13 protein-coding genes and 1 other annotated feature are annotated in these 16,627 nt (G+C 42.0%); of the genes, 3 read left to right on the top strand and 10 right to left on the bottom strand.

All coding sequences use genetic code 11. The features are described from left to right. Nucleotides 1–702: 702 nt before the first annotated feature. From P343_RS23735 to P343_RS23715, 5 genes are all read right to left on the bottom strand, one after another. A complete protein-coding gene (locus tag P343_RS23735; RefSeq protein ID WP_023509238.1) occupies nucleotides 703–1,698 on the bottom strand; it encodes an ABC transporter ATP-binding protein in 996 nt (331 codons plus the stop codon). After that, nucleotides 1,691–2,719 carry an ABC transporter ATP-binding protein gene (locus P343_RS23730; protein ID WP_023509237.1) on the bottom strand — a complete coding sequence of 343 codons (1,029 nt, stop codon included), beginning with the start codon at nucleotides 2,717–2,719 and terminating at the stop codon, nucleotides 1,691–1,693. The genes P343_RS23735 and P343_RS23730 overlap by 8 nt, the downstream gene beginning before the upstream one ends. Before the next feature lie 17 nt (nucleotides 2,720–2,736). After that, nucleotides 2,737–3,747 (bottom strand): oligopeptide ABC transporter permease, encoded by a 1,011-nt coding sequence (gene opp3C / locus P343_RS23725; protein WP_037593809.1) that lies wholly within the window; start codon nucleotides 3,745–3,747, stop codon nucleotides 2,737–2,739. Next, a complete protein-coding gene (locus P343_RS23720) occupies nucleotides 3,744–4,673 on the bottom strand; it encodes an ABC transporter permease (protein ID WP_023509235.1) in 930 nt (309 codons plus the stop codon). Before P343_RS23720 ends, opp3C begins: the two co-directional genes overlap by 4 nt. A 180-nt stretch (nucleotides 4,674–4,853) precedes the next feature. Beyond that, complete coding sequence (locus P343_RS23715; RefSeq protein ID WP_023509234.1) at nucleotides 4,854–6,530, bottom strand: peptide ABC transporter substrate-binding protein; 1,677 nt, start codon at nucleotides 6,528–6,530, stop codon at nucleotides 4,854–4,856. A gap of 281 nt (nucleotides 6,531–6,811) precedes the next feature. Here P343_RS23715 and P343_RS0118525 point away from each other — a divergent pair, with 281 nt between their 5' ends. Then, a complete protein-coding gene (locus P343_RS0118525; RefSeq protein ID WP_023509233.1) occupies nucleotides 6,812–7,198 on the top strand; it encodes a DUF3899 domain-containing protein in 387 nt (128 codons plus the stop codon). 84 nt (nucleotides 7,199–7,282) lie between these two features. Then, nucleotides 7,283–7,528: a binding site (T-box leader), on the top strand. An 87-nt stretch (nucleotides 7,529–7,615) separates the two neighbouring features. Then, complete coding sequence (gene trpS, locus P343_RS23710) at nucleotides 7,616–8,608, top strand: tryptophan--tRNA ligase (RefSeq protein WP_023509232.1); 993 nt, start codon at nucleotides 7,616–7,618, stop codon at nucleotides 8,606–8,608. Between the two features lie 110 nt (nucleotides 8,609–8,718). Here trpS and P343_RS23705 read toward each other — a convergent pair whose 3' ends face one another. From P343_RS23705 to P343_RS23685, 5 genes are all read right to left on the bottom strand, one after another. Then, nucleotides 8,719–9,468, bottom strand: a complete 750-nt coding sequence (locus P343_RS23705; protein WP_023509231.1) for a DUF3603 family protein — start codon at nucleotides 9,466–9,468, stop codon at nucleotides 8,719–8,721. 367 nt (nucleotides 9,469–9,835) lie between these two features. Continuing rightward, nucleotides 9,836–12,226 (bottom strand): glycoside hydrolase family 31 protein, encoded by a 2,391-nt coding sequence (locus P343_RS23700; protein WP_023509230.1) that lies wholly within the window; start codon nucleotides 12,224–12,226, stop codon nucleotides 9,836–9,838. A gap of 168 nt (nucleotides 12,227–12,394) precedes the next feature. Beyond that, nucleotides 12,395–13,423 carry a LacI family DNA-binding transcriptional regulator gene (locus P343_RS23695; protein ID WP_023509229.1) on the bottom strand — a complete coding sequence of 343 codons (1,029 nt, stop codon included), beginning with the start codon at nucleotides 13,421–13,423 and terminating at the stop codon, nucleotides 12,395–12,397. 341 nt (nucleotides 13,424–13,764) lie between these two features. Further along, the gene (fabF, locus tag P343_RS23690; protein WP_023509228.1) at nucleotides 13,765–15,003 is read right to left on the bottom strand and encodes a beta-ketoacyl-ACP synthase II; all 1,239 of its coding nucleotides are present in this window, start codon (nucleotides 15,001–15,003) and stop codon (nucleotides 13,765–13,767) included. 78 nt (nucleotides 15,004–15,081) lie between these two features. Further along, nucleotides 15,082–16,017, bottom strand: coding sequence for a beta-ketoacyl-ACP synthase III (locus tag P343_RS23685; protein ID WP_023509227.1), 936 nt, complete (start codon nucleotides 16,015–16,017; stop codon nucleotides 15,082–15,084). Between the two features lie 224 nt (nucleotides 16,018–16,241). On the opposite strand from P343_RS23685, the gene P343_RS23680 reads away from it, so the two are divergent. Next, nucleotides 16,242–16,589, top strand: a complete 348-nt coding sequence (locus P343_RS23680; RefSeq protein ID WP_236620322.1) for a YppG family protein — start codon at nucleotides 16,242–16,244, stop codon at nucleotides 16,587–16,589. The last annotated feature ends 38 nt before the right edge of the window (nucleotides 16,590–16,627 follow it).

Below are 16,627 nucleotides of genomic sequence, written 5' to 3'. Positions count from 1 at the left end.
TAATTTCAGATTCGCTGACGGTGCGTCCTGCGATTTAGGTTGTAATTGGCCCAAAGTCTCCTTCAACCATTTCCGGATCGAATGCTTGCGCCTCCGTCTTACTTCCTTCGGTTTCACCGATTATCGCCTCCTTACTCATTTGTCCTTAACTTCTCAGATGATCATCACATGAGTCTTCTCTATCTGTCTTTATTGTCAACCCGTCATACCATGCTTGTCAAGAGCACTTCGGATATCCATTCGGAAATGGACACCGCTTGACTAACCCTTTGTCCCATTCCTATTCATCTTGAGACTGAAGCGGAATTATGATAAGCTTGGACATCAGCATGCAACCTCGGCGAGGTCATTCATCCAATGAGGAGCCATAAAACAAAGGCATCACGAGATCGTCATTATTGAGGCTTAACAAGAAATGTCCATCAATAAACGCTCCTCTTATACTATACGTGAGAGAAGCAAAATGTATTCAAAAATATATGCCCAATGGAGATGACATGATGATACGTCGGATCACCCTTGTTTTAGCCATTTTTCTCGTGGTCTCAATAATTGTATATCACTTTTTTCAATTATTGACTATGCAAATCATCACTGTTTTGCTGTTGCTTACAGTTATATGTTTTTTCATGCAATTGTTCTTGGAACGTAAAAAAAATAACCCTTGAGAACATTTTTTGTCCTCTAGGGCTATTTTTTTGCTTATGCTTTTTCAGTTTTTAATTCCTCATCATGAAGATGGCAAGCTACCCAATGTCCCTCTTCGACTTCATGCCATTTTGGTCTGACTTTCGCACAGACATCCATAGCAAACGGGCAACGTGTCCTGAATCGGCAACCGCTTGGCGGATCGATCGGGCTTGGTACATCACCTTCAAGAATAATACGTTCACGTGAACGTTCAACTTCCGGATCAGCAACAGGAATTGCAGATAAAAGCGATTGTGTATATGGATGCAGCGGATGTTCATACAGTTCATCACTCGTTGCAAGTTCTGCCATATTACCAAGATACATAACGCCGACACGATCGCTAATATGCTTCACCATGGAAAGATCGTGGGCAATGAACAAGAAGGTTAGTCCTTGTTTTTCCTGAAGTTCTTGAAGCAGATTGACAACCTGCGCCTGAATTGAAACGTCCAATGCTGAAATTGGTTCATCGGCAATGATGAAGTCCGGATCAACAGCAAGGGCACGTGCGATTCCAATACGCTGTCTCTGTCCGCCACTAAATTCATGTGGATAACGGTTGGCATGTTCGCGGTTTAAACCTACTGTTTCGAGCATTTCATAAACACGATTCATGCGTTCTGTTGGTGACTTGGCCAGATGGTGGATATCAAGACCTTCGGCAATAATATCCTTTACCATCATTCTCGGATTTAGAGAAGCGTACGGATCTTGAAAAATCATTTGCATGCGTCTGCTCAGGTTTTTTTTAGCTTTCATCGAGAGCTTGCTGCCAATATTTTCTCCGTCAAAAATCACTTCGCCGTCGGTCGGTTCGTATAAACGAATAATTGTGCGCCCTGTTGTTGATTTTCCACAGCCAGATTCACCAACAAGACCTAATGTTTCTCCCTTGTAAACGTCAAAACTGACTTCATCAACCGCTTTTAAAACATCTTTGCGGGAAATATGAAAATACTTCTTTAAATTTTTAACTTCAAGCATTTTCTCTCTATTGTCAGCCATTTTGGTTTCCCCCCACACCTATCGTCTCCGGTGGAGCTACTTTTGGTGCTCGCTCATCAAGCAGCCAGCAAGCTGCTTTTTGCGTCGCCGATAATTCTGTGTACTCCGGCATGTGATTCGTACATACCTTCATAGCATAAGGACATCTTGCTGCAAAAGGGCATCCTTTCGGCGGATCGGCCAGGTCAGGCGGAGACCCAGGGATCGCAAGCAGCTTGTCCATTTTCGCATGAAGCTTAGGCATCGAAGAAAGCAGGCCCCAAGTATATGGATGCTTCGGATTGTAGAAAATTTCATCAATCAGCCCGGTTTCTACGACCTTTCCGCCGTACATAACGGCAACACGCTGCGCCATATTGGCAACTACGCCAAGATCATGCGTAATCAGCACAATAGCAGTTCCCGTCTTCTTCTGAAGATCACGCATCAGGTCTAGAATTTGTGCCTGGATGGTTACGTCGAGCGCAGTCGTTGGTTCGTCAGCAATCAAAATCTTCGGATTGCATGCCAGAGCAATTGCAATAACAACACGTTGCCGCATACCTCCGGAGAATTGGTGTGGATATTCATCAACACGTTGCTCAGGTTTCGGAATACCAACAAGCTTCAGTAACTCAATCGCACGATTGCGGGCGTCTTGTTTGGACATTCCTTGATGCTTGACTAGTCCTTCCATGATCTGTTTGCCGATTTTCATCGTCGGATTCAATGCAGTCATCGGATCTTGGAAAATCATTGAGATTTCTTTTCCACGAACCTTTTCCATTTGTTTCTCGGTATAGTTAACAAGGTCTTTACCTTCAAATAGTATGCTACTTCCCTTAGTAATTTCACCCGGAGGATTTGGAATTAAGCCCATGATCGCTTTGGATGTAACTGACTTTCCTGAACCGGACTCACCGACAATAGCCAACGTTTCACCTTTATTTAACTCAAAATTCACACCGCGCACGGCTTGGACATCTGCTTTAAATATATGAAAGATGACATTTAAATCTTTCACCTCTAGAATTTTATCCATTATTAATCACCCCCGTTTTATCGCCGCAACTTAGGATCAAAAGCATCGCGCAATCCGTCGCCCATTAGGTTAAAGCAAATCAATAGCAAGGAAATAATCACCCCTGGGAACAGAATCTGATAGGGATAAATCATCAGCACACGAAATCCTTCGTTAATCATCGATCCAAGTGAAGCTTGCGGACGTCGAATACCGAGACCGATAAAACTGAGGAACGCTTCAAAAAATATTGCTGTAGGAATTGAAAACATTGTGTTGATAATGATCATACCTAAAGAGTTCGGAATCAAATGGCGGAAAATGATCCGGCTGTTTTTTGCACCGAGCGTCCGTGAAGCAAGCACAAATTCCTGATTCTTTAACTTCATCATTTCGCCGCGGATCAGTCTGGCCATCCCGATCCAGCTTGTTGCCGTAATGGCCACGGTTATAGCAAATAAACCAGGCTGCATAATAAGTATTAACAAAATAATCCAAACAAGGCTTGGAATTCCAGCGATAATTTCAATTATTCGTTGCATGATCGTGTCTGTCTTTCCGCCAATATATCCGGAGATACTTCCGTAAGTCACGCCAATAAAAATGTCAACTAATGTCGCAACAAGAGCAATAATCAATGAAATTCGCGTTCCCGACCATGTACGTGTCCAAATGTCACGTCCGAGTGCATCGGTTCCAAACCAGTATGCTTTCTTTATATGCTTTTGTGCATATACATCGACACCTTGGTATTTACCATCAAAAGCAGGAATCCAGGTTAAGCCAGGAATTTTTGGAGGCATATTTTGCAAGTTAATGTTTTGATCGTCAATGCCATAACCAAAAAAATGCGGTCCAACGATCGAAAGGACAATAGTGAGTGCAATAATAATTGTCGAAACCATTGCTGGTACACTTTTAACATAACGACGTAACGAATCTCTCCACGCACTGACGCTCTCGCCGGCAATCCGTTCACTGGACGAATGATCGATATCGGCAGGGGCAAAGAGCTCCTTTGACACTTCTTGATTTACAGTAGCCATCATGCTTTTCCTCCTGTCACGCGCATTCTCGGATCAACCAATTGATAAAGGATATCGACGACAAGAAGAGAAACAATGTAGAGCAATGCATATAACTCGGTTGTACCCATAATCATCGGATAATCATTTGTCACAATCGAATCGACAAACTGTGAACCAATACCAGGTATATTGAAAATGTTTTCAATAACCAGTGACCCGGTAACGACCGCAGCCGTCATTGGCGGCACAATTGTAATAACCGGGATCATTGCATTGCGGACTGCGTGTTTATAAATAACCGTAGCCCTAGAGAGCCCTTTTGCCTGAGCCGTCACGATATAATCCTGATTTAATACCTCGACCATTTCCGTACGCATAAATCGCGCGACTTGTGCCGTAACGCCAATAGCAAGTGCCAATGTTGGCAATGCTTGATACATAAACCCTCCCCAACCGGCAACCGGGAAGATCCGCCAATAAACCGAGAAGAAAAACTGAAGAATCGCTGCAAGAACAAAGGAAGGAATCGATACACCAATAATTGCGACCATTGTCGAACCCCAGTCTAAGGATTTTCCTCGGTTAATACCTGCGACGATGCCAAGTAAAATGCCAAGCACCGTTCCTACGATCATCGCATTAATTCCAAGTTGAAGTGAAATAGGGAAACGCGCAAATAAGAAATCCGTGACCGGTTCATTGCCATATTGAAACGATCCCCCCATATCACCATGGATAAAATTCCATACATAGCGGACATACTGTACTGGAATGGGATCATTCAATCCATAATAACTTTTAAGCGTATTTAACTGCTGCGGTGTTAGTTTCTGTGCTTGTTTGAACGGTGTACCTGGCAGCAATTTCATGGACAAAAAGGTCAGTGTGAGCACGATATAGAAGGTTACGAGCATGTAGCCTGTTCTCTTTAAAATAAAACGTACCACTGATGAGTACCCCCAAAATAATTAATATCTATCCTATATAATTCGATTACTCGCAAGCATTAGCGTCAGTTATGTAATCAAATGATTTTTCAATAATCAATAATTAATGGAAGGGAGAGCACATGCCACAACGACACATACTCTCCCTTCAAAATCAAATCAGTACTAGATTAACCTATATTAGTGTTTGCTGATATAAGTATCAAGATAATCTTGTTCCGGACCATATGAAGGCAAGTAGAAGTTGTGTACATATGGTTTCTGAGCCCATGTATTGCCTGATTGGTACAGAGGCACGATACCTTGATCTTGTTGCAGCATGATCTTTTCAGCATCTTGCATATCTGTCCAACGCTTCGTTGCATCTGTTGTGCTCTTAGCATCGGCAACTAGCTTGTCATATGCTTTGTTGCTGTAGAATGCAGAGTTCGATGAGTTACCTGTTGCCCACATATCGATGTAAGTCATCGGATCCTGGTAGTCAGGTAACCAACCGCTATACGATAGGTCATATTTACCAGCGTTGTTCAGCTTCAGATAGTTAGCCCATGGTTGAGCGTTAATCTTAACTGTTACGCCTTTAAGATTTTTCTGAATTTGGTTTGCAACATATTCATCAATTTGTTGCGTTGTTGCGCTGTCGGAGCTGATTAACTCAAGAGCAACTTTCTTTGTTCCTAGAGCTTTTTGAGCTTTAGCCCAGAATGCCTTTGCATCTTTCACTGCTCCTGCAGGATAACCGTCTGGAGTGGAAGCACGGAAGTCCTTACCATCCGGACCAGTAACAAAGCCTTTTGGTACGATGCTGTTTGACGCTGTTGAACCGTCTTTAAGGATTCCGTCTACAAGACCTTGACGATCAATTGCAGCACTGAGTGCTTTACGGAAGTCAACGTTGCCAGTCGTTTTTCTCTTGTTATTCACATAGAGGAAGAACATACCTGAGTTTGGAGAAGTTTTAACTTCTTTCGGATTTGAAGCTTTCATAGAAGCGACTTGTTCTTGCGCAAGACCAACAACATCAATTTTGCCTGTCTTGTACATGTTTACAGAAGTAGCCAAGTCTTTTGATACAGTGTAAGTAAGTTCATTCAGTTTAATGCGTTTTGCATTCCAGTATTTAGGGTTTTTCTTGAACGTCCAGCTTTGGCCTTTTTTCCAATTAGCAAGAGACCAAGGACCGTTGTACAGAACTGTACTTGCGCTTGTTGCGAATTTGCTACCGAGTTTTTCTACATATGCTTGTTGTTGTGGCATGAATACCCAGTCAGAAAGCAAGCTGTAGAAGAATGGTTGTATTGGGCTTTCAAGCGTTACTTGAAGGGTCTTGCTGTCAAGTGCTTTAACACCAAGTTCTTTATATTTACCATAAAGTTTCTTATTGGTAGGATCTTCGATTTTTGCAGCGTTCTTAATGTCTGCTGCAGCAAGCAGGTAGTTGTATTGTGGTTTTGCCTTAGGATCTACCTGACGTTGCCAACCATAAACAAAATCTTGAGCTGTTACTGCTTTGCCGTTCGACCATTTTTGGTCGCGGAGTTTAAAAGTAATCACTTTCTTGTCGGCGCTAACTTTAGGTGCACCAGTTGCGAGATCCCATTCTGTCTTACCGTCATGCATTCTTGTCAGACCGGACAGATAGTTTGAGATTGTTTGGATTGAAGTAGCATCCGTTGCTTGAGTAACGTCAATTGATGGAATATCAGCAGATGTAGCAAAGTTCAATACCTGATTTTTTGCAAGGTCTGAAGCTCCGCCCTTGCTGCTGCCGCTCTTGGTTGAGCTTCCGCATGCGGAAAGTACAAGACTCAGTGCCAAGACAATGGACAGCACGAGTGACCATTTTGCTTTTTTCATAAAAGCAATAACCTCCCCTAAATTATTATCTTTGTTGAGGTGATCTTCCTTTCATTTCTGAAAGTTCGATTCAACCTACAGATGCTATTATACAAGTTATTATTTCAATTTGCATGTTTTTTTTTTTCGTTTTGTTAGCTTTCTAGCTTTGTCTGTGTCGAATTTATTGATCTTATGCAGTTTTTTTGATAGATTTTTTTTATACCAATGTCACAATATCTGACATAACCATTTGATCGAAATCATTTTCTTTTGTTAAAATGAACCCGAGGTGTTAGCTAATGAGAATATTTTTTACAAATTTTCGACGATCTTTTTTATCGATTGGATTAATTGAACTTGTTTTCACACTCGCTATCCAGTTTTTTTATCAAGAACCCTTCTCTGCAGGTACTTTAATAGATGGACTATCAACAATCAGTCTTATCTTCTTTTGTGCGGGTTTAAGCATCTTTGTTTATCAAGGTGGATTTTTCGATGGAATGGTTTATAGCTTTAAACGATTCGCTCGGTCTTTAAGGAATAAGAAGTTTGGAGAAAACGACGCTAAAGCCCCGCTGACAGAATTTAAGCATCATGGAAAGAGATTTTCCATTACTTGGCCATTGATCTTTGATAGTTTATTTCTATTTATTGTTTCTTTTGTTTTATCGCTCTTGCTTTTTTAATGCTAACGTTTAGGAAAATGTTTAAAATGGTTTGCATTTAAACAAATTATTGACTATAATGTTCTCCATTAACAAGTCATGATTTTACAGGCGATGACGGAGAAGAGTACCGGCAGAAGGTCTTCAGAGAGCTCGGATTGGGTGTGAACCGAGTGGCGGACTGTTCGGGAATGGACTTCCGAGCCGCAATCCGAACAACGGTTTTCAGATGTTAAGTAGGCATTGCCGTATCCGTACGTTAAAACGGTACTGATTCTGGTCAAGGATCAGTTAAGATGTTTCTGCAATGCAGAAAAATTAGGGTGGCACCGCGGTCTATTCGTCCCTTGTGGATGGATAGGCCTTTTTGTATGCAGAGAAATGGCGTACAACATTAATCGAAAATTTACTCAGACAAAAATCAGGAAGGTGAAGATTTTGGCGAAAATTTTTTCCGGCGTTCAGCCGACATCAATTCCGACGCTCGGCAATTACTTGGGTGCGATGCGCAATTTTGCAACACTGCAGGAAGGAAATGAATGTATTTATTGTATCGTTGATGAGCATGCGATTACTGTTCCTCAAGATCCTAAAGAAGTACAGGCAAACATCCATAAACTTGCGGCACTCTACCTTGCGATGGGCATTGATCCGAAACAATCGATCCTTTTTATACAGTCGGAGGTTCCCTGCCATGCACAGCTTGGCTGGATCATGCAATGCGTCAGCTATATGGGTGAACTTGAACGCATGACACAGTTTAAAGATAAATCAACAGGCAAGCAGGCGATTCCAGCAGGCTTGTTGACCTACCCGCCGCTTATGGCTGCAGACATACTGCTCTATCAAACAAACCTTGTTCCTGTCGGCGCGGATCAAAAACAGCACTTGGAATTGACACGCGATTTGGCCGAACGGTTTAACAATAAATATGGCGAAGTATTTACAATTCCAGAACCCTATATTCCGCCGGTCGGGGCACGTATCATGTCCCTGGCAGAACCAACTAAGAAAATGAGCAAATCCGATGCGAATCGCAAAGCAACGATCTTTACGCTTGATAGTGAAAAAGATATCATCAAAAAAATCAAGTCCGCAACAACTGACGATGAGGCATCAATTCGTTACGATAGAGAAAACAAACCTGGTATATCTAACTTGCTAGATATCTTCTCCCTCTGTTCCGGACGTTCAGTTGACGAGCTTGTTGCCGCCTATCAAGGTAAAGGTTATGGCGAATTTAAAACAGACGTTGCCGAAGCTGTAGTTGGAATACTGAAACCGATCCAAGAAAAGTTCAACAATTTGATCGAGTCTTCAGAACTCGATGAAGTTCTCGATGAAGGCGCGGAAAAGGCTTATGCCATTGCGAAGAGAACATTAACTAACGCTGAGAAAGCGTTGGGCATCGGGCGAAACAACCGCCATTAAATTGCATGATTATCAAAATCAAAACACCTGAATCGGACGTTCGCCCGTTCAGGTGTTTTTTATACGATTTTTTGCAGTTGTGTTGTTTTAATGATATTCCTGACAAATGGTTATTGAACTTTGGTTCCATGTTCCAGTTCCCATAATTTTTCGAAATAGGATTGTCCCCGGATCATTCGTTCGCAGATGTCGTTGTGCTTTTCAGACCAACCTTGCCGCATTCCGGAAATTAGGCCCTGCCATGCGTCATTAAAGCTCATGTTGCGACTCTCCGTATACTTGGTTGGAAACCATTCCGTATACCAGTAGCGCATTTCTTCAACATTGCCTGAGGAATGCAGCTGATCAAGCGCCATAAATAACAGTTGTTTGAGCTGTCGTTCTTTTCTCGTTAAGCCGATCATCCATTCCGGACGAAGAGAAAGCAGATGATACTCTTTTTTTCGCAAGCCCGCTGATGGAAACGGATAGGTCTTCACAAGCATCTTTTCAGCTTTCTGCAAAATCAAGCTTTCCTGCCTTGGAATAAGTCGGCTTTTTCGTACAGGGATGGCATAACCAAGCGTATCGGCGACGATACATCGTTCTCCATCCGTTGCGATAAAGCAGTATTCGATGATTTCACGCTGATTATTTTTACAAATCACGCTTCTGTTCCGCACATCTTTAAGAAGTTCCTGAGGAAGATCCTGCAAGTCGTTTTCAATGTATTCAAGGAGTGGTTTTTCCACTTTAATGAGTGGAATCTGGTCAAGCAGTTCGATAAAATCATGTTTGCGCCATTCAAAAAATTCGCAGACATTATAGCTGTTCTCTTCACCTTCAAACCAATTGACCCAGATATCACTGACAATCTCCATGAACCTCCATCTCCTCTTTTTTGATTTGAAAACATTATGGTCATCGATACAAGAATTTATTCCGCTTCACGAGATTTTTCGAGTTTCTTGAGATAAATTTATTTTAATTTATGCTTGTCTCTATGAATCTATGTGCTCACACCTATTGAATAATCAGCTTACCCGCTGAGTCCGACGGTTTAGCTGTTAAATTTAAAGGGTTGCCACGAAAAATCCTATGTAAAGAAGGGACGTATAGAAAAAAGACAGCTCAAATTCATTTTTGAATTTTAAGCCGCCCTTTTTACAGATATTTAATTTAATTTTCATTGGCCTCTGCGTGCAGGATGTTTTTAACACCTGTTTACTTATTAAAACTAATCTTTGGTTACAGTTTAATTTGAATATCTCCTTCTTCTTCAACCGAAAAGAAGGTTTGATTTTCAATGACTTCATGCGAGATTTGCTTTCCATACATAGTGACAGCGGATGCCTTTGTGTTGTTTAGGATAAATTTAAAAGAATGATAACCTTTCTTATAGCCATCATGTTTCTTTTTAATTGATAAATGAAGTTCATTTCCCGAATCGCTCTTATGTGCGGAAAATTCATAGAGATTGAATACACCTTTTTGATAATCAAAACTTTCGCCATCGTCCTGATAATGACTGTAGGTGCTGCTTTGTCCTTCTTCGGGCGGGTACACATCCAGCGTCAACTGATCAATCTCTTTTTCGCCGACATAGCTTTGTACCGGATAAAGTGGCAAAAAGCTTGCCGCTTTAATATAGATTGGACACAGATCAAGTGCTGCCTCTTTCACAATATAACTGCCACCTGCAATAGTTTCTTTCGTCCAGTAATCAACCCATTGATCTCCTTCCGGCAAATAGACGAGACGTGCCTTAGCTCCTTGCTCTACTACTGGGGCGACAAGAATATTTTCTCCGCACAGAAATTCATCGTTGACCTCATACGTTCTCGGATCATTCTGGTAATGGAGCAGAAGCGGGCGTATCACCGGAAGTCCGGTTGTTTCCTCATTATGCAGAATATCATATAAATACGGAAGCAGCTGGTATCTGAGTTTGATATATTTTCTGTTTATAGATTCTGTCTGCTCATCGAACGCCCATGGTTCCTGATCACGTGTAAAAATGCTGGAATGGTTACGGAAAAGCGGTGTAAAAGCACCAACCTGAACCCAACGTGAAAGCAGTTCTGCTGTGCAGTCAAAACCAAATCCTCCAACATCTGTTCCACAAAAGCTGATGCCGCTGAGTCCAAGATTCATCAACATGGGCAATGACATTCTCAAATGTTCCCAAAGACTCTGATTATCACCTGTCCAGACCGTAGAATATTTCTGAGTTCCGGCATAGCAAGCTCGTGTAATCACAAATGGACGTTTGTCAGTGGCTTGCTTGATGCCCTCATACGTTGCTTTGGACATATAATGCCCGTAAACATTGTGAATTTCCCGGTGATCCGTTCGGACACCGTCATTGTTGAATGAAACATCATCAGGCAAAGGACCATTGAAGCTTGCCGGTTCATTCATATCATTCCAGATGCCTGCTACACCTGCATCAGTCATAATTTTTTGATTGGTTGCCCACCACTTTCTGGCTTTTTCATTTGAAAAATCAGGATAGAGCGCATCCCCAGGCCAGACCTTGTTCACATAAGGAATGCGATCCTTGTCTGTGGCAAAATAGTGGTTTTCGATCCCTTGGTCATAAATACTGTAGCCCTTGTCTTTCTTGACACCCGGATCAATAATGGTGACAACCTTAAACCCCTTCTCTTTCAGTTCTTTCAACGTTTTTTCTGGATTTGGAAACTGTTTATTGTCCCAAGTAAAAACCCGGTATCCATCCATGTAGTCAATGTCTAGATAAAGCACATCGCAAGGGATATCTTTTTCTCTGAAGGTGTCTGCAATTTCGCGGAGCCTATTCTCAGGTGCATAGGACCAGCGGCACTGTTGGTAGCCAAGCGTCCATAGCTGGGGCAATGGCGCCGTTCCCGTCAGATACGTATACCCCCCTACCACTTCTTTGACTGAGGGACCGTATATAAAATAGTAATCAAGATTCCCATCTACCGCTCCAAAAAAGTAATAGTCACTATTTTCTTTTCCCATATCAAAAACCGATTCAAAGGTGTTATCGAAGAAATAGCCAAATGACTGTTTTTCTTTCAAAGCAATAAAGAATGGAATTGATTTATACATTGCCTCAAAGCTCTCGACATGCGGAGAAGGATCATCCGTGTTCCACATTTTATAATGGTAACCTTTTTTGTTCAGATGGCCCGTTTTGTCCCCGAGGCCATAAAAAAACATATCTTTCTCCATCTTCTTCCTGATTTTAATGTTCAGCTTATTTCTTTCGTCCTCAAGTTTGTGGCCTTCTTCGGCAGCCACGGCGAGGCCATCCCCTGAGCCCCTGCGAATGAACGGAACCGCGTCTCCTCTATAATCCTCACTAAGCACTGTTCCCTTGTGATCAAAAATCGTGACAAAGAATCCATCTGCGATATCGATCACCAATTTTTCCGTTCGAATGATTAGTTTTCCGTTCGAATAATGAACTGCAACTTGCCCCGGTACCGGTACCAACTGCTCAATCGCTTTTGACTTTCTGCGCTCACAAGCGATTGAAGCAAAAAAATTTACGATGGATGGTGTAATAACCTGAATGATGACCTCAATTTGCTCGAATCCAATGATAATTTTGTTTCCCTGCTGCTTATGACTTTTGATTTTACCAAACATAAAATTCCTCCGTTCTATGATGGTTTAAGCTTACTATTATTCTCTTTTTATAGGTGTTACGTGACACCTTTAGGAACTTATATTAGCATACAATTAAAGCGTTTTCAATATTGAAACCCACCATATTTTAGTCGGTGTTCGTCTACTCGTTTGAAATGGCTTGGTGTATTAAACAGGTACCGTGCTGTTTTGAATAACAAGTTCTACGTCCAGCAATATATTTGTCTTTCCAGATGCTTTCTGATGAATCTCTCGCATCAAATACTTAATGGTTAACTTCGCCTTTTGTCGAACATCTTGACCTATAGTTGTTAATTTTGGTCGACATTGTTCTGAAAAAATATTGTGATCAAATCCTGTTATTGAAAGCTCTTCAGGGATACGAATACCATTGTCTTGAAAAATATTCATTGCATCCACCGCAAGATAATCCGAAGTAAATACAAGACCAGAATAGTCCTTCAAACGAGTTCTAACTAGATTGACTAAGTAATCATGGCGCTGCTTTACGTGGTAATCCAACCCGAAAAAATCATGATTATGAAATTTTATATTTGCCTCAGTTAATGCTTGTTTGTAGCCAGCAAACCGCTGTTCATCAACTCCGGATAAATGATTTCCGTCAGCGCAAAAGCCAATCTTCTGATGACCTAGTTCAATCAGATAGTTTGTCACATCATAACCGCCCTCAAAATCTTTAAGTCCGATGTTAATATAATCCTTGTTGATCTTTTTTTCATCAACGTATGTATCAATAAAAGCGATTGGTTTCTGCGTCTGTTGAATGAATTTCTCGGCATCCTCAGGAAGTGCACCTAAAATCACCAATCCTTCAATATCCCATGCAGAAGTAAGTTTCAGACTTTCCGACACACTTCCTGAAGTATACAGCATCATAAAATAGCCATTCATGCGAATCTGCTCTTCCAAATAACCAATAATCTGATTGAAAAATGGATCGGAAATAATATTGATCTCTGAACGGCGGGAATAATTTAATATAACACCAATGATTTTCGAACCGTGACGGCCTAAAATTCTCCCACCCATATTAGAGACATAATTATTTTCTCTCAATGCTTTCTTAACCTTTTCATAGTTCTCTGCTGATACTTTATTCTTTCGTTCATGAATGACATTAGAAACTGTTGTCGGGCTTACCCCTACAATTTCAGCAATCTTTTTTATCGTAATCATGTTGGACCAGCCTTTCGTTGACCGTTTACATTAGCTAATGCCTGTTAGCAACATCATTTACTATTCTCGTCGTTATTCATTTTTAAATGTTTCCATTAATTTGTTGTAGACAGTATGATAGGGTTAGTTTAGAAGAAATTTGGCTCTTATTCAATATCAATTCATAACCGGGAACTAAAAATCATCGAGGTTGTTGTACCGACATAGCTCCAAACTTCTTCATGTTGGTACAATCATACAGTAAAAGGGCATCATTTCTTCGCTTTTTGTGAAGAATGATGCCCTTCTAGTTCTACAGTATCCCTGAAATCCTTAGGATTACTTTTCTATGATCTGTTCCATTATGCTTCGTATTTCTTAAATACAAGCGTCGCGTTATGTCCGCCGAACCCAAATGAGTTGCTGAGTACGACTTTAACATCTTTTTTCAATGCTTCATTTGGCACATAGTTCAAATCACAAGTTTCGTCAGGAGTCTCATAGTTAATCGTTGGAGGAACAATTCCTTCTTCCATCGCTTTGATGGAGAGAATCGCTTCCACACCGCCTGAAGCTCCTAGCAAGTGGCCAGTCATCGATTTGGTAGAACTGATCGCCAAATCATAGGCTCCTTCACCAAACACTGCTTTGATCGCTTTCGTTTCCGTTGAATCATTTGCATCTGTGCTCGTGCCATGAGCGTTCACGTAATCCACCTGGTCAGTGGACAAATCAGCATCATCTAAAGCCATCTGCATAGCGCGGATGGCACCTTTTCCATCCGGATCCGGCCGAGTAACATGGAATGCGTCACTAGTGGCACCATAACCTGCAATTTCTGCATAGATATGCGCGCCGCGTTTTTGGGCAGATTCCAGTGATTCAAGGAGAAGTACACCGGCGCCTTCACCCATGACAAATCCGTCACGATTTTTATCAAATGGGCGGCAAGCATTATTCGGATCTGGATTTGTTGAAAGAGCGCGAGCTGATGAGAAACCGGCGAATGACATATTCGTCAATGGGGCTTCACTTCCCCCGCAAAGAATTGCATCATTGTCTCCACGCTGAATCGCCTTGTACGCACTCCCGATCGAATCGGTACCTGTCGCACAAGCGGTGACAGTACATGAATTAATGCCCTTTGTACCGAGCAAAATGGAAACCTGTCCTGACGCCATATCAGGAATCATCATCGGCACAAAGAATGGGCTGACACGCCGAAAACCTTTTTCAATAGCAACACGCAGTTCTTTTTCATAGGTTTCCATGCCACCAATGCCCGATCCAATCCAGACGCCCGTCCGTTCTGCATTTGAATCATCTATTGTGTAATCTGCATCTTTAACCGCCATCTTCGCTGCCGCAACAGCAAATTGAGAAAAGCGGTCCATCCGAATTGCTTCTTTGCGATCAACATACAATTGAGGATCAAAATCTTTTACTTCACCAGCAACCTTTGCCCGAAAATCATCGGGATTTACCCGTGTAACAATACCAATGCCTGATTTGCCGGCAATCGCATTCGTCCAAGTAGTCGCAACATCGTTGCCAAGTGGTGTTACCGCTCCTAATCCGGTCACAACGACTCTTCTTTTCATTCAATTCTCTCCTTACTATAGGGTATAACTGCCAACTTATAAAATAGGAATATAAAAATGCATTTTGCACACTTTAAGTTATTTGCCCCATTTAAGTGTTAGGGCGCCCCAGGTTAGTCCGCCGCCAAAGCCTACCATGACGAGTAGATCTCCATCTTTAATTTGCCCTTCTTCAACTGCGTCTATTAAAGCAAGCGGAATAGAAGATGCGGACGTATTCCCATATTTTTGAATCGTTTTTATCATTTTGTCTTCCGGAATCTCCAATCGTTCTCTTGAAGCTTCCATAATCCGGATATTTGCTTGATGCGGAATCAAATAATCAATATCCTCTTTCTTGAGACCGGCTTTTTCAACAACGTTAACAGCCGACTCACCCATCTGGCGAACGGCAAATTTAAAGACCTCCCGGCCATTCATCTTGATAAACCTGTCATCTTGATATAAATATTTGCCGCCGCTGCCATCAGCACCTAATTCAAAGGAAAGGATCCCCTTACCATCAGAAACCTGGCCCATAACCGCTGCTGCTGCCGCATCGCCGAAGAGTACGGCAGTGCCTCGGTCATCCCAGTCAGTAATCTTAGAAAGCTTTTCCACACCGACAACCAGAACATGTTGAAATGTCCGGTTATCAATAAACTGTTTTGCTGTAACCATTCCATAAATAAAGCCAGAGCAAGCTGCGCTTATATCCATCGCCGGAATATGTCTGGCTCCTAATTTGTCCTGCAACATACAAGCGACTGAAGGAAAAGGATGATCCGGTGTGACCGTTGCGACAAGAATCAGATCAATATCTTTGGCTGTCAGTCCGGCATTCTTTATTGCCTGTTCGGCTGCCGCAAATGCCATATCCGATGTATTCGTATTATCATCAGCAATCCGTCGTTCTTCAATACCTGTTCTTGTCCGAATCCATTCATCGGAAGTGTCCATAACTTTCTCTAGATCGATATTTGTAACCACACGTTCGGGAACAAATTTGCCCATTCCCAATATTCCTGCGGACATCCGCAATTCCCCTCTCAAAAACTTAACAGTATATATAATGACTTGGTATCAATATAATACATCAAAAAACATTTGTCCAACAAACGTCCGGATCGTAGGAGGCAGTCGGATGCATGAAATCGCCTTCGCATCGGGCGAATGAAACACACATTCAATCACTTGAGGGCATAAGATACAGTAAGAAAATCTATCGATTCACCAGATTGTGAAGGGGGGAAACCTTGATGCAAACAGGCCCAAATCCAAGAGACAGTCACTTTGATCCTTTTACTTATCTGATGTTCGGCTCACAGATACCGCCGGCTCAGCCGACTCAAACATTCCAGCCGCCACAAGCATTCTATCAAAACGGTGGCTGGCAATCAAGCGGAATGCAAATGCCGCCAGCTCAGCCGATGCAACCCATGCAACCGGCCCAACCTGGATTCTTAAAACCATTTCTAGGTCAGGATGGCCATATTGACGTAGGTAAAATGATGAATGGTGCAAGCCAGCTGATGACCGTCATCAACCAGACAGCACCAGCAATCAAGCAACTGTCTCCATTGCTTAACTTCTTTAAGAAATCATGATGAGCTTCGAACCGAAGAAGAACTGATCGAGAAAACCT

Source organism: Sporolactobacillus laevolacticus DSM 442, assembly GCF_000497245.1.
GTDB lineage: Bacteria > Bacillota > Bacilli > Bacillales > Sporolactobacillaceae > Sporolactobacillus > Sporolactobacillus laevolacticus.
The sequence above is the reverse complement of the archived record's forward strand: the minus strand, read 5'-3'. Positions and strand labels throughout refer to the sequence as shown.

Bases quoted from the DNA above. Each gene is read 5' to 3' on its own strand.
- P343_RS23730 (WP_023509237.1), bottom strand. From the start codon at position 2,719: ATGGATAAAATTCTAGAGGTGAAAGATTTAAATGTCATCTTTCATATA.
- P343_RS23715 (WP_023509234.1), bottom strand. From the start codon at position 6,530: ATGAAAAAAGCAAAATGGTCACTCGTGCTGTCCATTGTCTTGGCACTG.
- P343_RS23680 (WP_236620322.1), top strand. From the start codon at position 16,242: ATGCAAACAGGCCCAAATCCAAGAGACAGTCACTTTGATCCTTTTACT.
- P343_RS23705 (WP_023509231.1), bottom strand. From the start codon at position 9,468: ATGGAGATTGTCAGTGATATCTGGGTCAATTGGTTTGAAGGTGAAGAG.
- P343_RS23695 (WP_023509229.1), bottom strand. From the start codon at position 13,423: ATGATTACGATAAAAAAGATTGCTGAAATTGTAGGGGTAAGCCCGACA.
- P343_RS23700 (WP_023509230.1), bottom strand. From the start codon at position 12,226: ATGTTTGGTAAAATCAAAAGTCATAAGCAGCAGGGAAACAAAATTATC.
- P343_RS23735 (WP_023509238.1), bottom strand. From the start codon at position 1,698: ATGGCTGACAATAGAGAGAAAATGCTTGAAGTTAAAAATTTAAAGAAG.
- P343_RS0118525 (WP_023509233.1), top strand. From the start codon at position 6,812: ATGAGAATATTTTTTACAAATTTTCGACGATCTTTTTTATCGATTGGA.
- opp3C (WP_037593809.1), bottom strand. From the start codon at position 3,747: ATGATGGCTACTGTAAATCAAGAAGTGTCAAAGGAGCTCTTTGCCCCT.
- fabF (WP_023509228.1), bottom strand. From the start codon at position 15,003: ATGAAAAGAAGAGTCGTTGTGACCGGATTAGGAGCGGTAACACCACTT.
- P343_RS23685 (WP_023509227.1), bottom strand. From the start codon at position 16,017: ATGTCCGCAGGAATATTGGGAATGGGCAAATTTGTTCCCGAACGTGTG.